At 64.8% G+C, this 19,710-nt stretch carries 19 protein-coding genes and 1 tRNA gene; 4 read left to right on the forward strand and 16 right to left on the reverse strand.

What is annotated here, in order from left to right; all coding sequences use genetic code 11:
• Window positions 1-248 precede the first annotated feature (248 nt).
• Window positions 249-1,130, forward strand: a complete 882-nt coding sequence (locus NKJ91_RS06875) for a LysR family transcriptional regulator (RefSeq protein ID WP_023678060.1) — start codon at window positions 249-251, stop codon at window positions 1,128-1,130.
• Window positions 1,131-1,168: 38 nt separating this feature from the next.
• Here the strand turns inward: NKJ91_RS06875 and NKJ91_RS06880 are convergent, their stop codons facing one another.
• The 8 genes from NKJ91_RS06880 to rsfS form a co-directional block, all read right to left on the reverse strand.
• Complete coding sequence (locus NKJ91_RS06880) at window positions 1,169-2,425, reverse strand: D-amino acid dehydrogenase (RefSeq protein WP_502903560.1); 1,257 nt, start codon at window positions 2,423-2,425, stop codon at window positions 1,169-1,171.
• Window positions 2,426-2,563: 138 nt separating this feature from the next.
• Window positions 2,564-3,715: an alanine racemase gene (gene alr / locus NKJ91_RS06885; protein ID WP_352454935.1), complete on the reverse strand. Its 1,152-nt coding sequence runs from the start codon at window positions 3,713-3,715 to the stop codon at window positions 2,564-2,566.
• 29 nt (window positions 3,716-3,744) lie between these two features.
• A complete protein-coding gene (locus tag NKJ91_RS06890) occupies window positions 3,745-4,266 on the reverse strand; it encodes an RNA pyrophosphohydrolase (RefSeq protein ID WP_352454936.1) in 522 nt (173 codons plus the stop codon).
• Between the two features lies 1 nt (window position 4,267).
• A complete protein-coding gene (locus NKJ91_RS06895) occupies window positions 4,268-5,464 on the reverse strand; it encodes a divergent polysaccharide deacetylase family protein (protein WP_352454937.1) in 1,197 nt (398 codons plus the stop codon).
• Between the two features lie 203 nt (window positions 5,465-5,667).
• Complete coding sequence (locus NKJ91_RS06900) at window positions 5,668-6,993, reverse strand: S41 family peptidase (RefSeq protein WP_023678065.1); 1,326 nt, start codon at window positions 6,991-6,993, stop codon at window positions 5,668-5,670.
• Window positions 6,994-8,337, reverse strand: a complete 1,344-nt coding sequence (locus NKJ91_RS06905) for a murein hydrolase activator EnvC family protein (RefSeq protein ID WP_352454938.1) — start codon at window positions 8,335-8,337, stop codon at window positions 6,994-6,996.
• 151 nt (window positions 8,338-8,488) lie between these two features.
• A complete protein-coding gene (gene rlmH, locus NKJ91_RS06910; protein WP_352454939.1) occupies window positions 8,489-8,971 on the reverse strand; it encodes a 23S rRNA (pseudouridine(1915)-N(3))-methyltransferase RlmH in 483 nt (160 codons plus the stop codon).
• Window positions 8,972-9,032: 61 nt separating this feature from the next.
• Entirely contained in the window at window positions 9,033-9,410 is a 378-nt protein-coding gene (gene rsfS, locus NKJ91_RS06915) for a ribosome silencing factor (RefSeq protein WP_023678068.1), read from the reverse strand.
• A 240-nt stretch (window positions 9,411-9,650) separates the two neighbouring features.
• Between rsfS and NKJ91_RS06920 the strand changes: the two genes are divergently transcribed.
• The gene (locus NKJ91_RS06920; protein ID WP_352454940.1) at window positions 9,651-10,508 is read left to right on the forward strand and encodes a mechanosensitive ion channel family protein; all 858 of its coding nucleotides are present in this window, start codon (window positions 9,651-9,653) and stop codon (window positions 10,506-10,508) included.
• Between the two features lie 29 nt (window positions 10,509-10,537).
• On the opposite strand, the gene NKJ91_RS06925 is transcribed toward NKJ91_RS06920, so the two are convergent.
• The 5 genes from NKJ91_RS06925 to obgE all read right to left on the reverse strand — a co-directional run bounded on the left by NKJ91_RS06925 (window position 10,538) and on the right by obgE (window position 16,406).
• Window positions 10,538-11,827 (reverse strand): MFS transporter, encoded by a 1,290-nt coding sequence (locus NKJ91_RS06925; RefSeq protein WP_352454941.1) that lies wholly within the window; start codon window positions 11,825-11,827, stop codon window positions 10,538-10,540.
• Window positions 11,828-12,079: 252 nt separating this feature from the next.
• Window positions 12,080-12,667, reverse strand: a complete 588-nt coding sequence (locus tag NKJ91_RS06930; protein ID WP_292664887.1) for a nicotinate-nucleotide adenylyltransferase — start codon at window positions 12,665-12,667, stop codon at window positions 12,080-12,082.
• Window positions 12,668-12,917: 250 nt separating this feature from the next.
• On the reverse strand, window positions 12,918-14,204 hold the full coding sequence (locus NKJ91_RS06935; protein ID WP_352454942.1) for a glutamate-5-semialdehyde dehydrogenase: 1,287 nt from the start codon (window positions 14,202-14,204) through the stop codon (window positions 12,918-12,920).
• A gap of 13 nt (window positions 14,205-14,217) precedes the next feature.
• Window positions 14,218-15,372, reverse strand: a complete 1,155-nt coding sequence (gene proB / locus NKJ91_RS06940; RefSeq protein WP_352454943.1) for a glutamate 5-kinase — start codon at window positions 15,370-15,372, stop codon at window positions 14,218-14,220.
• Between the two features lie 2 nt (window positions 15,373-15,374).
• Window positions 15,375-16,406 carry a GTPase ObgE gene (obgE, locus tag NKJ91_RS06945; RefSeq protein WP_352454944.1) on the reverse strand — a complete coding sequence of 344 codons (1,032 nt, stop codon included), beginning with the start codon at window positions 16,404-16,406 and terminating at the stop codon, window positions 15,375-15,377.
• A gap of 171 nt (window positions 16,407-16,577) precedes the next feature.
• Here obgE and NKJ91_RS06950 point away from each other — a divergent pair, with 171 nt between their 5' ends.
• Window positions 16,578-17,447, forward strand: a complete 870-nt coding sequence (locus NKJ91_RS06950; RefSeq protein ID WP_352454945.1) for an endonuclease/exonuclease/phosphatase family protein — start codon at window positions 16,578-16,580, stop codon at window positions 17,445-17,447.
• A 10-nt stretch (window positions 17,448-17,457) separates the two neighbouring features.
• Here NKJ91_RS06950 and NKJ91_RS06955 read toward each other — a convergent pair whose 3' ends face one another.
• From NKJ91_RS06955 to NKJ91_RS06965, 3 genes are all read right to left on the reverse strand, one after another.
• Window positions 17,458-18,045 carry a GNAT family N-acetyltransferase gene (locus tag NKJ91_RS06955; protein WP_352454946.1) on the reverse strand — a complete coding sequence of 196 codons (588 nt, stop codon included), beginning with the start codon at window positions 18,043-18,045 and terminating at the stop codon, window positions 17,458-17,460.
• Window positions 18,046-18,160: 115 nt separating this feature from the next.
• Window positions 18,161-18,430, reverse strand: coding sequence for a 50S ribosomal protein L27 (gene rpmA / locus NKJ91_RS06960; protein ID WP_023678077.1), 270 nt, complete (start codon window positions 18,428-18,430; stop codon window positions 18,161-18,163).
• A gap of 98 nt (window positions 18,431-18,528) precedes the next feature.
• Window positions 18,529-19,236: a 50S ribosomal protein L21 gene (locus NKJ91_RS06965; RefSeq protein ID WP_352454947.1), complete on the reverse strand. Its 708-nt coding sequence runs from the start codon at window positions 19,234-19,236 to the stop codon at window positions 18,529-18,531.
• Window positions 19,237-19,574: 338 nt separating this feature from the next.
• Here NKJ91_RS06965 and NKJ91_RS06970 point away from each other — a divergent pair.
• Window positions 19,575-19,664, forward strand: a tRNA-Ser gene (locus NKJ91_RS06970).
• Window positions 19,665-19,710 lie beyond the last annotated feature (46 nt).

A 19,710-nucleotide genomic window follows, 5' to 3' on the forward strand; every position in this document is an offset into this window, starting at 1 on the left:
GAAGAATGCAGGTCCCCAGCAGCAAGGATTGAGATTGAGTTCCTTCACCGCCCCCCTCTGTCCTGCCGGACATCTCCCCCTCAAGGGGGGAGATTGGCTGTCACGCCCGCCTTCGGAAATCTTCACCGCGGCAAGAAAGACGCCTGCGGCGAAACTGCCAATCTCCCCCCTTGAGGGGGAGATGTCCGGCAGGACAGAGGGGGGCGCGAAGGAACGCGGTTTTGATCGTTATCGCCAGGACCACCCTCATGAACTGGGATGATGCCCGTATCTTCCTTGCCGTAGCGCGGGCCGGCCAGATCCTCGGCGCCGCCAGGCGGCTGGAGCTTAATCACGCGACCGTCTCGCGCCGCATTGCCGCCCTCGAGGATGCGCTCAGGACAAAACTGTTTCGCCGGCTTACCACCGGCAGCGAGCTGACGCCGGCGGGCGAGCGTTTCCTCGAGATTGCCGAACGCATGGAGGGCGACATGATCGCCGCGCGCTCGACCGTTTCAGGCGAAGGCGACGACGTCTCGGGCACCGTGCGCATCGGCGCGCCGGACGGCTTTGGCGTCGCCTTCCTGGCCAGGCGCCTCGGCGCGCTGACCGCTCTGCACCGTGAGCTCACCATCCAGCTGGTGCCGGTGCCACGCTCCTTCTCTTTGTCCCGGCGCGAGGCCGACATTGCCATCACCGTCGAACGGCCGACGGAAGGCCGCCTGGTGGCGGGAAAGCTGGTCGACTACACGCTCGGCCTGTTCGCGTCGCGGGCCTACGCCGACACCCATGGCCTGCCCGGAACCGCCGCCGAGCTAGGCCAGCATACGCTGATCGGCTACGTGCCGGACCTGATCGTCAGTCGCTCGCTCGACTACGCGGCCGAATTCAGCCCCGACTGGCGCACCAGCTTCGCCATTTCCTCGGCGCTCGGCCAAGCCGAAGCGGTGCGCTCCGGCGCCGGCATCGGCATCCTGCACACCTTCGTTGCCCGCTCGATGCCGGAGCTGGTGCCTCTCGATATCGTTGCGCCCATCCGCCGGGCCTACTGGCTGGTCTACCACGAATCGGTCAGGCCGCTGCGCCGCGTCCAGGTCGTCGCGAGCTTCATTACCAAGGCCGTCGAACGGGACAGGGGTTTGTTCGCGTGAGCCCTGCCGGCCGCTGGCTGTCTTAGCTGGTGGGCGTCTTACTTGGCGTACCGTCCGGGCCCGAGATCGCCGACGTCGACGTCGGGCACCCGGCTGGAGATGATGTCGGCCAGAACTTTGGCCGAGCCGCAGGCCATGGTCCAGCCGAGTGTACCATGGCCGGTGTTGAGATAGAGATTGGAGAAATCGGTGCGGCCGATCAGCGGCGGCCCGTCCGGTGTCATCGGCCGCAGCCCGCACCAGAAGGTCGCCGATCGCATGTCGCCGCTGCCCGGAAACAGGTCGCCGACCGAATGTTCGAGCGTGCGCCGCCGCGATTCGTGCAGCCGCAGGTCGAAGCCGGAAATCTCCGCCGTGCCGCCGACCCGGATACGGTCGCCGAGCCGGGTGATCGCTACTTTGTAGCTCTCGTCCATCACGGTCGAGACCGGCGCGGCGGCGGCGTCCTTGATCGGCAGGGTGATCGAATAGCCCTTGACCGGGTAGACCGGGATGGGCCGCTTCAGCATGCGCATGAACCGTGCCGAATAGCTGCCCATCGCCATCACATAGACATCGGCGACCATCCAGCCCTTGCTGGTGCTGATGTTGGTGATGCGATCGCGCTTCTTGACGACGCGCCGTATCTCCGTGTCGTATTCGAAGGTGACGCCGCGTGCCGCGCAAAGCTCGGCAAGCCTGTCGGTGAACATCTTGCAGTCGCCGGTTTCGTCGCCGGGCAACCGCAGGCCACCGACGAATTTCTCGCGCACGCCGGCCAGCCCAGGCTCGGCCGCAATGCAGCCGTCGGGGTCGAGGACCTCGTAGGGGACGCCATAGGCCTTCAGCACCTCGACATCGCCGCCGACGCCGTCGAGCTGCTTTTGCGTTCGGAAGAGCTGCAGCGTGCCCTTGGCGCGCTCGTCATAGGCGATGCCGGTCGCCTCGCGCAGCGCCTTCAGCGTGTCGCGGCTGTACTCGGCCAGCGGCACCATGCGCGCCTTGTTCAGCGCGTAGCGTTCAGCCGTGCAATTGCGCAGCATCTTGACCAGCCACATCCACATATGCGGATCGAGGGCCGGTCGCACCACCAGTGGACCGTGCTTCATCAAAAGCCATTTGATGGCCTTCAGCGGAACGCCGGGCCCGGCCCAGGGCGAGGCATAGCCGGGCGAGATCTCGCCGGCATTGGCAAAGCTGGTTTCCAGCGCCGGGCCTTTCTGGCGATCGATCACCGTCACCTGATGACCGGCCTCGGCAAGAAAATAGGCGGTGGTGACCCCGATCACGCCGCCGCCCAGCACGAAGATCTTCATCGTTTGGTTCTCCGCGGCGGCATCTCGTCGGGATTCGAGACCGGGATCATCGCCGCCTCATGTCTGCCGGATTCTGTGGCGTCAGCCAAGTGCCGATGCTTAGGGAAAAGACATGCGTGAGGACAACAACCTTGCGTCCTAGCCATTCACATAGCGCCGGTGGAAACGGTGGCCGAGACTGGTCAAGACCTCATAGCCGATGGTGCCGGCTTGGCCGGCTACCTGGTCCACCGTCTGCGACGACGGTCCGATGAGTTCGACGAGGTCGCCGGCCTTCAGCCTGCCGGGCGGCAATGCGGAAATGTCGAGGATGATCGAATCCATCGAAACCCGGCCGACGAAGGGCAGCCGCACATTTTCGAGCCAGGCGGAGGAAGCGGCGCGTCGATGCCAGCCATCGCCATAGCCGAGCGAAATCGTCGCCGCGGCAAGCGGAGCCTTGGCGTGGAAAGTGTGACCGTAGCCGACACCGGCGCCGGCCTCCAATATCCGCGTCTGGATGACCTTGGCTTGCAATCGCACCACCGGCAGCATCGGATTGTCCTTCGCCGGCGTCGGATTGACGCCATAGAGAGCGGCACCCGGACGAACGAGGTCGTAGTGATAGCGCTGCCCGAGAAAAATGCCTGATGAATTGGCAAGGGAAACCGGCGCTTCCGGCAGCATCCGGCGCAGCCGTTCGAATTCCAGCCGCTGCCGCTCGTTGGCCGGCTGCTCGGGTTCATCGGCGCAGGCGAGATGGCTCATCACGAACGTCAGTTCGACACCGTCGAAAGCCTGCGGATCCTGCGCGACTGCCTTCACCTCGGATGGCATCATGCCGAGCCGCGACATGCCGCTGTCGACCTGGAGGGCGGCCGGCAACTTACGGCCCACCCGCCCGGCCATCTCGCGCCATGCCGCGAGTTGGCTGGCGCTGTTGAGTACTGGGCAAAGCCCTGCCGCAACCGCTTCCGTTTCCGCACCCGGCGGAATGCCGTTCAGCACATAAATGGCCGGGTCTGAGCCGAGCGCCTTGCGCAGCAAGATGCCGCCGGCCAAATGCGCAACAAAGAAAGTATTACAGCCCTCACCCATCAGCGCCGCCGCCACCGGCGCCGCGCCAATCCCATAGCCGTCGGCCTTGACCACTCCAGCACAGCCGACGCCGCCCAGCCGCGCCTTCAGCCGCCGGTAGTTCTCACGGACGGCGCCGAGATCGATGGTCAGGATCGCCCCTGCCGCGGCTTCGCTGATCGGTTCGCCCAGGGTGACGGTCGGCGGAAGAGATTTGCTTGAGATGTCGTTCATGCCGACCTGTTTTAACGGAAGGCCGGCGGCTACGCCACCAGGTGCCGGAACGCCGCCACCACGTCTTCGTAGACCTTGCGCTTGAACGGCACGATCAGGTCCGGCAATTCCAGCATCGGCCGCCACGCCCACCGGTCGAACTCGGCCTTGTGGCCACCTGGCGGCGGATTGATCGCGATCTCGCTTTCGTCGCCGTGGAAACGGAAGGCAAACCATTTCTGCGTCTGGCCGCGATATCGTCCCTTGAAGGCGACGCCGACCAGATGCGCCGGCAGGTCGTATTTGATCCAGTGCGGCGCCTCGGCCAGCAGCGACACCGAGCGCATGCCGGTCTCTTCGTAAAGTTCACGCGCCGCCGCGGGCAGCGGATCCTCGCCATCATCGATGCCGCCCTGCGGCATCTGCCAGAGCTGCGTCGTTCCAGCGAATTCGCTGTCCGGCTCGGCAATGCGACGGCCGACCCAGACCAGGCCGGCCTCATTGAGGACCATCACCCCTACGCAGGGCCGGTAGGGCAGCGTCTCGGGCTCAACGAGCTTGTTCTTTGCCATCTCAGCCTTTTTCCGGATCTATTGCCACCGCCGAAACCGGCACGATCTCGATGCCACGCTTCTTGGCCTCGGTCACCCAGGAAGACACGGTATCCACCGTCAGGTCGAAAGCCGAGCCGATGCCGACGGCAAACCCTTTCGCCCGTGCCGTCGCTTCCAGCCCATCCAGTTTCTTCAATATGGCGCCGCGGTCCTGCACCGCGTCGATCGCCGTATCGCCGCCGACGAACGGCACGCCGTCCTTCAGCGCCAGTTCGGGCGCCAGGCTGCGCGCCGACGAACCGTCGTCGACATAGGCCAGACCACGCTTGCCAAGCTCGGCCATCAACGGCCCCATCGCCGTCGCGTCGGCCGAAAAGCGGGCGCCCATATAGTTCATGACGCCGGTGTAGTTGGTCGTTCGCGACAGCGCCCAGCGTAAATTCTTCAAATTCTCGTCCGGCGTTGCAGCCACGGTCAGCGTGTTACGGCCGGGATTGACGTTCGGATAGTCGAACGGCTCAAGCGGTACCTGCATGATGACCTCATGGCCACTCTGCCGCGCCACCTGCATCCAGCGGCCGATGCTGTTGCCTTGCGGCGCGAAGGCCAGCGTCACTTCCGCCGGCAGCTTGGCGATGGCTGCCTGCGTGCCGGTCTGCGACACGGCAAGCCCGCCGATGACGAGCGCGACGCGTGCACCGCGAGCCCCGGACCACGGCCGCGCATAGACATCGAACGGGCGCCTGCCGTCGGCGGCGCGGATCGGCAACGGACCGGTTTCGCTGGCCTCGACCAGCGCCTTGTCGGGAATATGCGCGATCCTGAGGTTCTGGCCGATCGTCGAAGGGTCGCGAATGACTATGGCCGCCTCGGGTGGAGCGTCGCCCCCCTCGGTCTGGACATGGATGATCTGCGGACCGCCCGTCTTCGGCCCGCTTATGTTGGCCCCGCTTGCGTTGCTTGGCGCAGCCATTTCGGGCGTCGCCTTGACGGGCGCGGCGGCGGTATCCGCCGCCGGCGTCTTCGGCGTCGAAACGGCTACTTCTTGCAGCTTCCGGAACGGCTTGTCTCGCAAGGCGATGGCGCTGGAGACGCCGACCACGGACAGCACGACAAGCGCGGCCGCGACCGCACCGGCGCTGATCCCGCTGCCTGAGCGCGGCAGCCGAATCGCCTGTCCAAGAGGTCGTTCTATGTCCTTGCCGATATCAGCCAAGCCCGCACCCCCCGGCGTGCATCCCCGAAGTAAACCTTCTCCGGAGGCGCAAAATCCAAAATGTCGGCGCGTCCCCTTGCTTCACTGGACGCGCAGCATGCCGGCCGCGGCCCCCGAATCAAACTGCCGGAGCCTCGCGGCCCCGGCAGCATCGCATCGCTTCGCTCAGGCAGCCAGACCTGTTTGGCCCGGCTTGCCCGCCCTTACTGGTTCAACACGGCCTTTTGCGGATTCGGCGGGAACGCCGGATCCGTCTTCTGGCCGCGCAGCAGTTGCTCGGCATAGATGAGCTGCAAATCGTCCTTCGGTTCCGGCGGCACATAGGCTGCCGAACCCGAACCGGTCGTGCTTTCGTCGGCGCCCTTGATATGGCCCTTGAGGTCCGATTCGCCGCGCGTCAGGTCCCTGCCCTGCAGTTCCGCCGGCAGCGGCTGGTCGACCTTGATGTCGGGCGTGATGCCCTTGCCCTGGATCGACTTGCCGGACGGCGTGTAATAGAGCGCCGTCGTCAGCCGCAGCGCCCCGTTCTCGCCAAGCGGGATGATGGTCTGCACCGAACCCTTGCCGAAGGATTGCGTGCCGACCACCGTGGCGCGGCGCAGATCCTGCAGCGCGCCGGCGACGATTTCCGAGGCACTGGCCGAGCCGCCATTGACGAGCACGATCAGCGGCTTGCCGCCGATGTCGTCGCCGGCCCGCGCGTCGAAGCGGGTGACGTCCTTCGGGTCGCGGCCGCGCGTCGAGACGATCTCGCCACGGTCGAGGAAGGCATCCGACACGCTCACCGCCTGGTCGAGCAAACCGCCCGGATTGAGGCGCAGGTCGAGCACGTAGCCCTTGAGCTTGTCGTTCGGCACCTGCTTCTTGATGGTGTCGATGGCATTCTCGAGGTCGTCATAGGTTTTTTCGGTAAAGGAGGTAATCTTCATGTAGCCGATGTCGTTTTCGACCCGGAACTTGACCGCCTTGACCTTGATGATATCGCGCACGACGGTCAGTTCGATCGGCTTGTCGGCGCCCTGGCGCAGGATGGTGAGCTTGATCGGCGTATTGACCAGCCCGCGCATCTTCTCGACGGCGTCGTTGAGGGTCAGGCCGCGGACCTCCTCGCCGTCGATCTTGGCGATATAGTCGCCGGCGAGCACGCCTGCCTTGGCGGCCGGCGTATCGTCGATCGGCGTGATCACCTTGACCAGGTCGTTCTCCATGGTGACCTCGATGCCGAGGCCGCCGAATTCGCCCTTGGTCTGCACGCGCATGTCCTGCGCTTCTTCGGCATTCATGTAGGAGGAGTGTGGGTCGAGCGACGACAGCATGCCGTTGATGGCATTTTCAACCAGCGACTTGTCGTCGGGCGGCGTCACATAATTCGCCCTTACCCGTTCGAAGATATCGCCGAAGATCGCCAGTTGCTTATAGGTCTCGGAGCCCGCAGCCTTCGCTGTCGAGCCGGGCGCGCCATAGACCAGGCTCATCGCCGATGCACCCATCAGCGCACCGGCAAACAGAAGCGACAGTTTCCGCATCATTCACGTCCTTCCAGAAAAACGGTCCGCCCACCATGGGGCCGGATCGACGGGTTTTCCATCCTTGCGGAACTCGACATAGAGCTCCGGCGTGGCATTTCCATTCTTCGATGCCGAGGTGCTCGCCACCCGGGCCTCTCCCATCGCGCCGACCGGCTCACCTGCGAGCACCGACTGGCCAGACGCGACGCTGATTCTGCTCATCCCCGCCAGGACGACATGATAGCCGTCACCCGCATTCAGGATCAAGAGTTGACCGTAAGAGCGGAAAGGCCCCGCATAAAGCACATTTCCATCCGCCGGCGCTGTGACGATGGCTCCCGATTGTGTCGCAACCATGTCACCGAGCATCACCGCGCCGTTACCGTCGTTGGCGCCGAAGCGCCGCTTGATCCTGCCGGTGACCGGCAGCGCGATCTGCCCTTGAAGCGCGGAAAACGGCGCGGCGGCGGTGAGCCTGTTGCTCTCCGGCACCGGCAGCGAGGCCAATTCCGTCGGCGCCGCAGCCGATGCCGGGCCCTTGTCGGCGTCGGCCGTCTTTTGCTCGGCTGCCTTGGCCGCATCCGCCGCCTTGCGGGCTCTGTCGGCCTCGAGCGAGGCGATCAGCTCTTTCAGGCTGCCGGCCTTGGCCGCCAGCGTCGCGGACCGCTGCTTTTCGGCGGCCAGCGCGGTTTGCGTATCGGCGGCGAGCTTCTGCTTGGCTTCGAGCAGCATGCCGAGCCGCTTTTTTTCCGCCGCCTGCTCGCCGACAGCTGCCGTCAGCCGCGCCCGCTCGGCCTCGATCGAGGCCGTCACCCGCGACTGCTCCTTGAGGTCGGCCAGCAACATGTCGGTCTGCTGGCGCAGTTCCGGCACCACGGCACCGAGCAGGATGGCGCTGCGCACCGACGACAATGCGTCCTCCGGCTTGACCAGGATCGCCGGCGGCGGATTGAGCCCCATGCGCTGCAGCGCGCCGAGCACTTCGGCCAGAACGTCGCGTCTGGTGGCCAGTGAGGCGCGGATCTTCTGCTCCTGCGCCTTCAGCCCTTCCAGCTTGCCGCCAATGTCCTCGATGTCCTGGCCGAGCTTCTGCTCGGTCATCGCCGACTGGATCAGCGCCGCGGTGATCGAGGCGTGGTCCTTCTTGACAGCCGCTATGTCGGCGGCGAGCTTGGCCAGCCGCTCGGACGACAGCGTGATCTCTTTCGATACTTTTTCGTATTCGGCGCGGCTCTGGTCCGGGTCGGGCGCCAGGTCGAGCGTGTTCTCGGCCCGCGCGACGCCGAGCGAAAGCGCGATCGTCGCCACGGCGATGCCGCAGCGCACGCGCCAGGAGCTCGTTCGTGATTTCCAGTCTTCAGACATTGAAGCCTAACTCTATGCGCGGCTTCGTTAACGAACCATCAACCATGTTCGAGCCCCGGCCGTCATCGACAAACCCCATGAGCCCAAACTGTCGATGAGCATTGGGGCAAAAATCCGGGCGGCTGGCATCAATTCGCCGACGGAGCCGACTTCATGAACGATGGTAGGGGTGACCGGAAAGGATCGTGGCCGCCCGGTAAAGCTGCTCGCCCAGCATCACGCGGACCAGCTGATGCGGCCAGGTCAGCGCGCCGAGCGACACCGTCAGATCAGCCAGGTCGCGCAGTGACTGGTCATGGCCGTCGGCGCCGCCAATGGCGATCACCAGCGCCTTGCGCCCGCCATCGCGCAGCGAACCTACGCGGCCGGCGAAATCCTCGGAGGAAAGGTTCTTGCCGCGCTCATCCAGCAGCATCAGCGCCGTGCCCGGTTGCAAGTGCGTCTGCAGCTTCTGGCCTTCCTCGCGCCGGCGCTCATTGGCCGTCTGCGCGCGACCTTCGGCAATCTCGACGATCCCGGCGAATTCGAGGCCTACGGCAGGACCGCTCCTGGCAAAACGCTCGAAATAGCGGTCGGCCAACTGCTTCTCGGGGCCGGCTTTCATTCGGCCCACGGCATGAACCGTAATCTTCATCCCTGCCTCGAAGAGCCGCTGATGCATGTCGGACAACGACATGCATCAAGACGAGTACGGCTCAGTGGAGGGTCTCCTCCTCGAGATCAGGCGCCTGCCACATCTTTTCGAGATTGTAGAAGTCGCGGACCTCGGGGCGGAAGACATGGACGATGATGTCGCCCGAATCGATCAGGACCCAGTCGGCGCCAGCCAACCCCTCGACGCGCGCCGTGCCGAGCCCGGCATCCTTCAGCGCCTTGAGGAGATGATCGGCAACAGCCGAGACATGACGGTGCGATCGGCCCGATGCGACGACCATGTAGTCGCCGAGGCTCGATTTCCCCTGAATGTCGATTGAGACGATGTTTTCGGCCTTGGAGTCTTCCAGACTGGCAAGGACTGTCTTGATGGCGCGGGACACGGCGTCGTTTACGCTGATCCCGGCCGGCGAAGGCACGATGTCGGCCTTCTTCCGCAGTGCTGTTCTCAGTGTATTTCCTTTCGCAGCAAGAACAACCAAATCACCTCTGAAATCAGGTGACACTGCTTAGATAGGCAGAGTTAGGTTGCAGTTTCAAGACACCGCTCACAAGCAGACGCCCGGTAACGGCCGAATTTGCGGCTTTTCCGGGCCAGAAATTCGGAACCGCCTCGTCCCGCAGCGGTTATCGGCTCATCCACGAACCGGAATCTCGACATGCCGATCGATCCCCAGAACGCCCTCCTCACCGTGCAATCCGGCCTGGCGCAACTCAGCACGCTGATCGTCTCCTACTCGCTTTCGGCGGTCGGCGCCGTCATCCTGCTGGTCATCGGCTACATCGTCGCCGGCCTCGCCGAGCGTTCGATCTATGCCGGCCTCGGCCATATCAGCGGCTTCGACGAAACGCTCCGCCATTTCTTCTCGCAGGTCGTCCGCTACGCCATCCTGGGACTGGTCGTGATCATGGTTCTCGGCCAGTTCGGCGTGCAGACGGCTTCGATCATTGCCGCTATCGGTGCCGCCGGCCTGGCCATCGGCCTGGCGCTGCAAGGCACGCTGCAGAATATTGCCGCCGGCATCATGCTCCTGGCGCTGCGGCCGTTCCGCATTGGCGAATATGTCGAAGTCGGCGCGATATCCGGCACCGTCGAGGAGATCGGGCTGTTTGCCACAACGCTGAGGACGGTCGAAGGCGTCTACGTGCTTGCACCCAACTCGACCCTGTGGAACCAGCCGGTCCGCAACTTCACCCGCAACGGTGTGCGCCGCGGCGACATCACGCTCAGCATCGGCTCCTGGAACGACATCGATTTTGCGCAGAAGACCATGCTCGGTGTCGCCGCCGCCGACCGGCGCGTCAGGCGGCAGCCGGCGCCGATCGCCTTTGTCGCGACTGTCGGCGACAGCACCGTCGCCATCACCTTGCGCTACTGGACGGCGGCTGCCGATTTCTTCGCCGCGCAGATCGACCTCACCAAGCGGGTCAAGCAGGCGTTCGATGCCGAAGGCCTTTCAATCCCGGCGCCGGCGCCGAAAGCGCCGCAGCCGGATGCCTCTGCCACGCGGCAATAGAGCATTTTAAGCCGGCCGGCAGATGGCCCTCAAAGCTCTCTGCGCCCGCGCTGATCTTCGGGCGCGAAGGCGAGATCGACAGGCAACGGCGCCTGCGCCGTCATCGGCGCGAAACTGCCGGTCTCGGTGGCGGGCACCGGCCGCACCATGACGACGCGCCAGAGAACGAACAGGCAGTAGGCGGTGGCAATGACGATTGCCACATAGATGAAGGCCTGCGTGCCGTAGACGGCGGAAAGTCCGGTCACAATGCCGGGTACGACGAAGCCGGACAGCGACCAGGCAAACAAAAGCGAGCTCGACAGCGCCACCATGTCGTCCTTGCCGGCGCGGTCGCCGGCATGGGCGCTGGCCAGCGAGTAGATCGATTCCGAGGCGCCGTCCCAGACCACATAGATGACAAGCAGCGCCGCCAGCGCGCCGCCGTCGAAACCGAGGGCAAACAGGCCCGCCGCGGCGGCAAGCGCCGACGCAGCGATCAGCACAAAGCGCCGGTCGGTGCGGTCGGAAATCCAGCCGAGCGGAATCTGCAGGATCAGCGTGCCGACCGGCATTGCCGAAAGCAGCAAGGCGACGTCGGCCTGGCTGTAGCCCTTGGCCGTGGCATGGATCGGCGCAAAACCCGAGATCGTCATCGACAGGCCGCCGACGGCAAGCATGCCGGCAACTCCGACCGGGGAGATCCGCCAGGCGCGGCCAAGCGCCACGGACGCCGCTTGCGGCGCCGGTGGCTGCGCGAGCCGCGTCAGCCCGACGGGAAGGATCGACAGCGCGGTGAAGGCAATGCCGATCAGCGGCGCGTCGGCCGCGCGGATATCGATCAACGCCAGCGTCGAGTAGCCGACGCCGAGTCCGGCGACATAGGCAACGTAGAAGATAGCCATGACCCGGCCGCGGATGGCGTTGGCGACGACATCGTTCAGCCAGCTCTGCGCGACAATGAACAGGCCGCATATGGCAAAGCCGTAGAGCGCCCGTGCAGCGATCCATGGCAATGGGTGCGGCCCGGCGCCGACCGCGGCGTTGGACAGCACGATCAGCGCCGACAGCACCATGAACACGCGGGCATGGCCGACACGCCGCACCAGCGGCCCGGTCAGGATGCAGCCGGCGAGGCCGCCAGCCGAAAGGCCGGTGACGATCAGCCCCGCCCATGTCGGATCGAAGCCCTCGGCGCCGAGCCGGACTGGAATATAGGCGAACATCAGCCCATTGCCGACGGCGATCAGCGCCATCGACAAAAGGATGCTGGCAATGGCGATCGACGGCGCCGGCTGCCCTAGACCGTTCTTGTCCTGGTCGCGCTCGAGAATCGTCATGACCGAGGATCGCCCATCAAGCAGATCAAGGCAGCGGCAAAAGCGACATCACCGGACTTGCCTTCTCCCCTTGTGGGAGAAGGTGGATCGGCGCGCAGCGCCGAGACGGATGAGGGGTGCTGGAAGAAATGCAGCGTAAAAAGACCGAGGGATTTTAAGTGCTTAGTTCTTCAAGATAGCGATCATTCCAGCACCCCTCATCCGACCGAGCTTCGCTCGGCCACCTTCTCCCACAAGGGGAGAAGGAGACTCCTATCCCTTTGCCACCTTGCGGATCGCGCTCGACGACAGCGACGAACGCGGGCCGTGGATGAAAGTCCAGGCCGGCGCGTCCATGCGGGCGAGCCGCGGCGCATCGCCCTCGTCGACGCGGGCATAGTCGAAGGTCTTGGCGACCACCGACGACAGGAACGACAGCGTCGCACCCGGCCGGTCGACCACCGCGATCGGAAACGTCATCACGATGCGGCGCCAGCGCTGCCAGCGGTGGAAGTCGCGAAGCGAGTCGGCGCCCATGATCCAGACAAAATCGACGCCCGGGTTACGCGCCTTGACCAGCGCCAGCGTGTCGGCGGTGAAGCGGACGCGGTGGGCCGCCTCGAATGCGGTGACCTTGATCTTCGGATTCTTCGCGATCTTTTCGGATAGCTGCAGCCGCTCGGCCAGCGGCGCCAGGTCTCCGGCATTCTTGAGCGGATTGCCGGGCGTCACCATCCACCACAGCTGATCGAGCGCAAGGCGTCTGAGTGCGATCTCGGCGACCAGCGCATGGCCGGCATGCGGCGGGTTGAACGAACCGCCGAACAGCCCGACCGCCACGCCTTTCCCGGCATGCGGCATCTTGAGATAGCGGGAGGATATGGCATGTTCGGACAAGGCAAGCATGCGTCAGGCACCCCCCTCTGCCGCGCCGGGCATCTCCCCCTCAAGGGGGGAGATTGTCAGCTTCATCCCTGGCGCCCTTAGTGCGACATCGAAGATTGGCGGAAGTCTATGCGACATCCGATCTCCCCCCTTGAGGGGGAGATGTCCGGCAGGACAGAGGGGGGTGGCTGGGCGCACGCCTCTCAGGCTCGGACTGTGGACGGATTCAAGGCCTCACCTGTCCCGACCCGCGCACGCGATATTTGAACGAGGTCAGTTGCTCGACGCCGACCGGCCCGCGTGCATGCATCTTGCCGGTGGCGATGCCGATCTCGGCGCCCATGCCGAACTCGCCGCCATCGGCAAACTGGGTCGAGGCGTTGTGCAGAAGAATCGCCGAATCGACCTCGTTGAAGAACCGGTCAACCGCTGAGGCGTCCTCGGCGATGATCGCCTCGGTGTGATGCGAGGAAAACGTCTCGATATGCTCGATGGCGCCGCCAATGCCGTCGACCAGCTTCACCGCAATGATGGCATCGAGATACTCGGTCACCCAGTCTGCATCGGTCGCGGGCTGGGCATCGGCATAAAGCCTCAGCGCCTCGGCATCGGCATGGATCTCGCAGCCCGCCGCCCGCAGGGCCTCGAGGATCGGCACCAGGTGCGTGCCGGCGGCGGCACGGTCGACCAGCAGCGTCTCGGCAGCACCGCACACCCCGGTGCGCCGCATCTTGGCATTGACCGCGATCTTGACCGCCATGTCGAGATCGGCCGATCGGTCGATATAGAGATGGCAGATGCCCTCGAGATGCGCGAAGACCGGCACCCGTGCCTCGTTCTGCACACGCTCGACCAGGCTGCGGCCGCCGCGCGGAATGATGACCTCGAGATTGCCGGAAAGTCCTTTCAGCATTTCGCCGACGGCGGCGCGATCGGTGGTCGGCACCAATTGTATGGCATCCTCCGGCAGCCCGGCTGCCTTCAGCCCCTCGACCAGGCAGGCATGGATAGCGGCGGAAGAATTCGCCGAATCCGAGCCGCCGCGCAGGATCACCGGATTGCCCGCCTTGAGGCAGAGCGCGCCGGCATCGGCGGTCACGTTAGGCCGGCTCTCATAGATGACGCCGACGACGCCGAGCGGCGTGCGCACCCGTTCGATATGCAACCCGTTCGGCCGGTCCCATGCGGCAATGACATCGCCGACCGGATCGCGTAACCCGGCGATCTCGCTGATACCGTCTGCCATGGCGCGGATGCGGGCGGGATCGAGCTTCAGCCGATCCATCGACGCTGCCGATAGGCCAGCCTCCCTGCCATTTCTGATGTCGATGGCATTGGCGTCGAGGATGTCCTGCTCATGCCGAAGGATCGCCTGAGCCATGCCGATCAGCGCCGCGTGCTTGCGCTCGGCCGCAGCTATGGCCAGCGGGCGGGCCGCGGCACGCGCGCGGCGGCCGATATCGGCCATCAGCGCCACGGTATCATCCCGGGATTTTTCATGCAGCGTCAGCATGGCTCATCCTCCGCTATGTAACCTGGTCACCGACTACTTGCTCGCCACCGGCATGGCTCACCACAAGATCGTCGCGGTGGATCATCGCCGAACGCGCCTCGTAGCCGAGCACGGTTTCGATCTCGGCCGTCTTCAGGCCAGCGATCCTTACGGCATCGGCGGCATCATAGGCAACCAGCCCGCGCGCGATCTCGCGGCCCTCGGGCGACAGGATCGCCACCGTGTCGCCACGCGCAAAATTGCCGCTGACCAGTTTGACCCCGGCCGGCAGCAGCGACTTGCCGGAGAGCAGCGCGCCGATGGCGCCGGCATCGACGGTCAGCCGGCCGGCCGGTTCGAGCTGCCCGGCGATCCAGGTCTTGTAGCCCTTGACCGGATTGGCGCTCGGCCGGAAGAAGGTGGCACGCTCGCCGCGCTCGATTGCCAGCAGCGGCGACAGCCGCGTGCCCGATGTGATGATCATGGCGGTGCCGGCGGCGGTCGCGATCTTGCCGGCGTCGAGCTTGGTGCGCATGCCGCCGCGCGACAATTCCGAAGCAGCGGCACCCGCCATCGCCTCGATGTCGGGGGTGATGCGGTCGACGACCTGAATGAATCGAGCTTGCGGGTCACGCGCCGGCGGTGCCGTGTAGAGCCCGTCAACGTCGGAGAGCAGCACCAAAAGGTCGGCGCCCATCATGGTGGCGACGCGCGCCGCCAGCCGGTCGTTGTCGCCATAGCGGATTTCGGAGGTGGCCACCGTATCGTTCTCGTTGATGACCGGCACCGCCTTCATCTTGAGCAGTGTCGAAATCGTCGCCCGCGCGTTGAGATAGCGGCGGCGCTCTTCGGTGTCGCCGAGCGTCAGCAGGATCTGGCCCGATTTCAAGCCATTCTTGCCGAGCGCATCCGACCAGGCGCCGGCCAGCGCGATTTGCCCGACGGCGGCCGCCGCCTGACTCTCCTCGAGCTTCAGCGCCCGCTTGCCGAGGCCGAGAATGGTGCGGCCAAGTGCAATCGCGCCCGAAGACACGACGAGAATTTCGGCGCCGCCATTGGCCAGCACGGCGATGTCGTCCGCAAGCGAGGCCAGCCAGTCGCGCTTCAGGCCCGTCGTGCGGTCGACAAGCAGCGCCGAGCCGATCTTGACGGCAATGCGCCGATAATTTTTCAGCGATTGCGCGGCCATGGCTATGTGTTCCAGCGCGTCTCGACCGGCGCAGCGACAGCCTCGCGTGCATCGGCCACCACAGCGATCAGCGCGCGCAACACCGCTTCGACGCCTTCGCCGGTGACTGCCGAAAGCAGCATCGGCGCGCGGCCGGCCGCGCGTTTCAGCGAGGCGGCCTTCTTCTTGCGTGCGTCGGCATCGAGTATGTCGACCTGGGCAAGCGCGACGATTTCGACCTTGTCGGTCAGCCCATTGCCGTAGGCTTCGAGCTCGGCACGCACGGTCTTGTAGGCATTGGCCGGATTTTCTTCCTGCGCCGAGACAAGATGCAGAAGAACACGCGTGCGCTCGACATGGCCAAGGAAGCGGTCGCCGATGCCGACACCTTCATGCGCGCCTTCGATCAGGCCGGGGATATCGGCAATGACGAATTCGCGACCGTCGATGCGGGCCACGCCAAGGCCCGGATGCAGCGTGGTGAAGGGATAGTCGGCGATCTTCGGCTTGGCCGCGGTGACCGCCGCCAGGAAGGTCGACTTGCCGGCGTTGGGCAGCCCGACAAGGCCGGCATCGGCGATCAGCTTCAGCCTGAGCCAGATGTTGAGCTCTTCACCCGGCAGTCCGGGGTTGGCGCGGCGCGGCGCCTGGTTGGTCGAGGTCTTGAAATGCTGGTTGCCGAAGCCGCCATTGCCGCCCTTGGCCAACAGAAAGCGCTGGCCGACGACCGTCAGATCGCAGATCAGCGTCTCATTGTCTTCGGCAAAGACCTGTGTTCCGGCCGGCACTTTCAGCGTCACGTCGGCACCCTTGGCGCCGGTCATGTTGCGGCCCATGCCGTGCGTCCCGGTCTTGGCCTTGAAATGCTGCTGGTAGCGATAGTCGATCAGCGTATTCAGCCCATCGACCGCCTCGACCCAGACATCGCCGCCGCGACCGCCGTCGCCGCCGTCCGGGCCGCCGAACTCGATGAACTTTTCGCGCCGGAACGACACCGAACCGGCGCCGCCGTCGCCGGAGCGGATGTAGACCTTGGCTTGATCGAGAAATTTCATCGGATTGTATGGTTTCTGCTATTGGCTTTGCGGGATTGCTCTAAACCAAGGCGGGTCGAAGGGCGAGGGCCGTTTTTGCTACTGTAACGTCGCGCGTAGCTCTGGACGCGTACCATTTGGTTGACCCTTGCCGAAAATCGATCCTCGGCTTTCCAAGCGCGAGATGTCGGAATGAAGCTGGTAACTTACAATATCCACTACGGCGTCGGCCTCGACGCCCGCTATGATATCGGCCGTATCGCCGATGCCGTGCGCGGCGCCGACGTGATCGCGCTACAGGAGGTCACCCGCGCCAACCCGAAGAATGGCGGCCGCGACATGGTGGCCGACCTCGGCGAGGCGCTGCCCGACTATTTTGCCGTCTACGGCAGCAATTTCGAGGCCGACGCCGGCTCGCGCCTGGAGAACGGCCGCGCCATCACGACCACCTTCCAGCTCGGCAACATGGTGCTGTCGAGGACGCCGATCCATCTGTCGCGCAATCTCCTTTTGCCGCGCAGCCGCAGTGTCGAGGCGATGAACTTCCAGCGCGGCGCGCTGGAAGCGCTGATCGAAACGCCGCTTGGTCCGATCCGCTTCTATTCCACCCATCTCGACCACCGCAGCCCGGTTGAACGGCTGAGCCAGATCCGCTTTCTGCGCCAGCGTCTGTTGAAATACCCGCTCGAGGGAGGCGGGCTCTCCGGCGTCGCCGAGATCGGCTTGCCGGACCTGCCTTGTCCCGAAGCCTTCGTCGTCATGGGCGACTTCAACATGCTGGCCGGATCGCCGGAACATGTCGAACTCGCCGGCCAGGCTGACCATGAATTCGGCATGCCGGTGACCGCCGACCTCGCCATCGATGCTGCCACCCGCCTCGGCGCTGCCGGCGCCGATCTCGTCACCTGGGTCGACCCCAAGCGGCCGGGCGATACCAGCCGCTACAAGCGCATCGACTACATCTTCACCAGCGCCTCGCTTGCCAAATCGCTGAGGCGCCTGTGGGTCGACCGGCAAGCGGCCGGTTCGGACCACTTGCCGGTCTGGCTCGAGATGACGTGAGCCGCATCCATCAAAAATGCACCCAGTTCCGCAGGCTGGTCCAGGTCTTGCGATCGAGGCGGTAGCGCTCGACCGGCGCCTGACCGGCAACGATCGAGTTCAGCATGCCCTGGCCGGCATACTGGAAGCCGCATTTGTGGATGACCCGGCGCGAGGCCGGATTGATAACCCGGGTCGAGGCGTGCAGCACCTGGATCGTGGTTCTCTGGAAGGCAAGATCGACCAGTGCGTGCGCTGCTTCCGTCGCGTAGCCGCGTTTCCAGTACGGCTCGCCGATCCAGTAGCCGAGCTCCAGCCCACGATCCGTAGTGTTGAGCCCGGCACAGCCGACGAAGGTCTCGGTGCCGGCCAGCGTCAACGCATAGGCGATTCCGGCCCGGCGCGATGCCGTCATGGCCAGGAAAGCGCGTGCCTCGGCCTCGCCATAGGGATGCGGCATGCGGGCCAGCATTTCCGCGACATGGCGGTTATCCGCGAGCGCCACCAATTGCTCGATGTCGCTCTCACGCGGGGGCCGCATGACCAGCCGCTCGGTGATCAGGACCGGGCAATCTATCGCGTAACTTTCGTCGTCTGTCGCTTCCGCTTCGGCAACCATGTCAGTCCTCCAGGCAAGAAAAAAGGGAGATGGAAACCCATCTCCCCTGATCCATTTCCTGGCTTGGCCAGACACCGGTCCCGAGATGGGTGCCGGTGTTCTCTTGCGGAACCGGCTACTCCGCTGCCTTCGTCATCGGGTTCACCGATACGTAGGTTCGGCCATTGGCTTTTTTGTTGAAGGTGACTGCGCCAGCTTCGAGCGCAAACAGCGTGTGGTCCGTGCCAATGCCGACATTGGTGCCGGGATGCCACGTCGTGCCACGCTGACGAATGATGATGTTGCCCGGAATCACGGCTTCGCCGCCGAACTTCTTCACGCCGAGCCGCTTGGAATGGGAGTCGCGACCATTGCGCGACGATCCGCCAGCTTTCTTGTGTGCCATCTAACTACTCCGATGCGCCGCGAGGCGCCTAAACGATCTTATGAACGCGTTCGCGTTCCGTTTCAAGTCCGATCCGGCGACGATTGCGCCGGTTCGTTCTACTTCTTCGCCAATTCCTTGGCCTGCTCGCGCCAGTCCTTGATCTGGTCGGCGCTGAACGGCATGTGCTCGTCGATCTTGGCGACGTCCTTGTCGGACAGCTTGGCGATCTGGGCAAAGGTGGTGATGCCCTGTTCGTTGAGCTGGCCGGCGGCGACCGGGCCGATGCCCTTGATCACGGTCAGGTCGTCCGGCTCGCCCTTCGGCGCCTTGAACAACGGCGCGGCGGCTTCGGCAGCCTTGTCCTCGGTCGTCTCGGCTTTGGCTTCCTTCTTCGGCGCAGCCTCTGCCTTCGCTTCGGCCTTCGGCGCGGCTTCAGCCTTCGCCTCGGTCTTGGCGGCGACCTCGGCCTTCGCTTCGGTCTTGGCGGCGGCCTTCTTCGCCGGCTTGGCGCCACCCAGCAGGATCTCGGCAATCCTGACGGTGGTCAAAAGCTGGCGATGGCCGATCTTGCGGCGCGAATTCTGCCGACGGCGCTTCTTGAAGGCGATGACGGTACGGTTCTTGCCTTGCTCGACGACTTCGGCGGTGACCATCGCACCATCGACGAACGGCGCGCCGAACGTGACGTTCTCGCCTTCGCCATGCGCGAGCACGCTACCGATCTCGACGATGTCGCCGACATTGGCTTCGAGCTTTTCGATCTTCAGAAGATCGTTGGCGGCAACGCGATACTGCTTGCCGCCCGTTTTGATGACTGCGAACATTTTTTGCCTTTCGCTGTTCGGTCGGCCTTGATGAACCGCCACAGGCGGTTCGGCCGTCTTTTTGTCAGTCTGCGGGTTCAAAAAACAAGCGGCGCGGAAGATCCCTCCACGCCGATTGCGCGCTGTCCCTAACCGAAGGTTCGGCTTGAGTCAAGGCAAGCGCCGCGGGCAAGCTGCAAACGGGTTGAGCCCAGTCCTTGCAAATATCGAGCAGCGGCTACCGGAGCCTCGAAGGAAGCACGGACAGAAGCTGCGGCGCCGGGGCAGATTGGCCCTTGTAACCTGCCTGTCCAGCCGTTATCTAGTGCGCCGCGCCGGCAACGGCGGACCATGACCGCGGAGAGGTGGCAGAGTGGTCGAATGCACCGCACTCGAAATGCGGCATGGGTGCAAGCCCATCGGGGGTTCGAATCCCTCCCTCTCCGCCAGGGGTCTCGGACTCGAACCCACATGCCTCGCAAGCGCCTGATCCCG

Origin of the sequence: Mesorhizobium sp. M0040 (genome assembly GCF_040323505.1) — a bacterium.
Taxonomy (GTDB): domain Bacteria; phylum Pseudomonadota; class Alphaproteobacteria; order Rhizobiales; family Rhizobiaceae; genus Mesorhizobium.

What these genes read in the sequence shown, in the direction of transcription:
- NKJ91_RS06875 (WP_023678060.1), top strand. Translation starts at nt 249, where the DNA reads ATGAACTGGGATGATGCCCGTATCTTCCTTGCCGTAGCGCGGGCCGGC.
- NKJ91_RS06880 (WP_502903560.1), bottom strand. Translation starts at nt 2,425, where the DNA reads ATGAAGATCTTCGTGCTGGGCGGCGGCGTGATCGGGGTCACCACCGCC.
- alr (WP_352454935.1), bottom strand. Translation starts at nt 3,715, where the DNA reads ATGAACGACATCTCAAGCAAATCTCTTCCGCCGACCGTCACCCTGGGC.
- NKJ91_RS06890 (WP_352454936.1), bottom strand. Translation starts at nt 4,266, where the DNA reads ATGGCAAAGAACAAGCTCGTTGAGCCCGAGACGCTGCCCTACCGGCCC.
- NKJ91_RS06900 (WP_023678065.1), bottom strand. Translation starts at nt 6,993, where the DNA reads ATGATGCGGAAACTGTCGCTTCTGTTTGCCGGTGCGCTGATGGGTGCA.
- NKJ91_RS06905 (WP_352454938.1), bottom strand. Translation starts at nt 8,337, where the DNA reads ATGTCTGAAGACTGGAAATCACGAACGAGCTCCTGGCGCGTGCGCTGC.
- rlmH (WP_352454939.1), bottom strand. Translation starts at nt 8,971, where the DNA reads ATGAAGATTACGGTTCATGCCGTGGGCCGAATGAAAGCCGGCCCCGAG.
- NKJ91_RS06920 (WP_352454940.1), top strand. Translation starts at nt 9,651, where the DNA reads ATGCCGATCGATCCCCAGAACGCCCTCCTCACCGTGCAATCCGGCCTG.
- NKJ91_RS06925 (WP_352454941.1), bottom strand. Translation starts at nt 11,827, where the DNA reads ATGACGATTCTCGAGCGCGACCAGGACAAGAACGGTCTAGGGCAGCCG.
- NKJ91_RS06930 (WP_292664887.1), bottom strand. Translation starts at nt 12,667, where the DNA reads ATGCCGCATGCCGGGAAAGGCGTGGCGGTCGGGCTGTTCGGCGGTTCG.
- NKJ91_RS06935 (WP_352454942.1), bottom strand. Translation starts at nt 14,204, where the DNA reads ATGCTGACGCTGCATGAAAAATCCCGGGATGATACCGTGGCGCTGATG.
- proB (WP_352454943.1), bottom strand. Translation starts at nt 15,372, where the DNA reads ATGGCCGCGCAATCGCTGAAAAATTATCGGCGCATTGCCGTCAAGATC.
- obgE (WP_352454944.1), bottom strand. Translation starts at nt 16,406, where the DNA reads ATGAAATTTCTCGATCAAGCCAAGGTCTACATCCGCTCCGGCGACGGC.
- NKJ91_RS06950 (WP_352454945.1), top strand. Translation starts at nt 16,578, where the DNA reads ATGAAGCTGGTAACTTACAATATCCACTACGGCGTCGGCCTCGACGCC.
- NKJ91_RS06955 (WP_352454946.1), bottom strand. Translation starts at nt 18,045, where the DNA reads ATGGTTGCCGAAGCGGAAGCGACAGACGACGAAAGTTACGCGATAGAT.
- rpmA (WP_023678077.1), bottom strand. Translation starts at nt 18,430, where the DNA reads ATGGCACACAAGAAAGCTGGCGGATCGTCGCGCAATGGTCGCGACTCC.
- NKJ91_RS06965 (WP_352454947.1), bottom strand. Translation starts at nt 19,236, where the DNA reads ATGTTCGCAGTCATCAAAACGGGCGGCAAGCAGTATCGCGTTGCCGCC.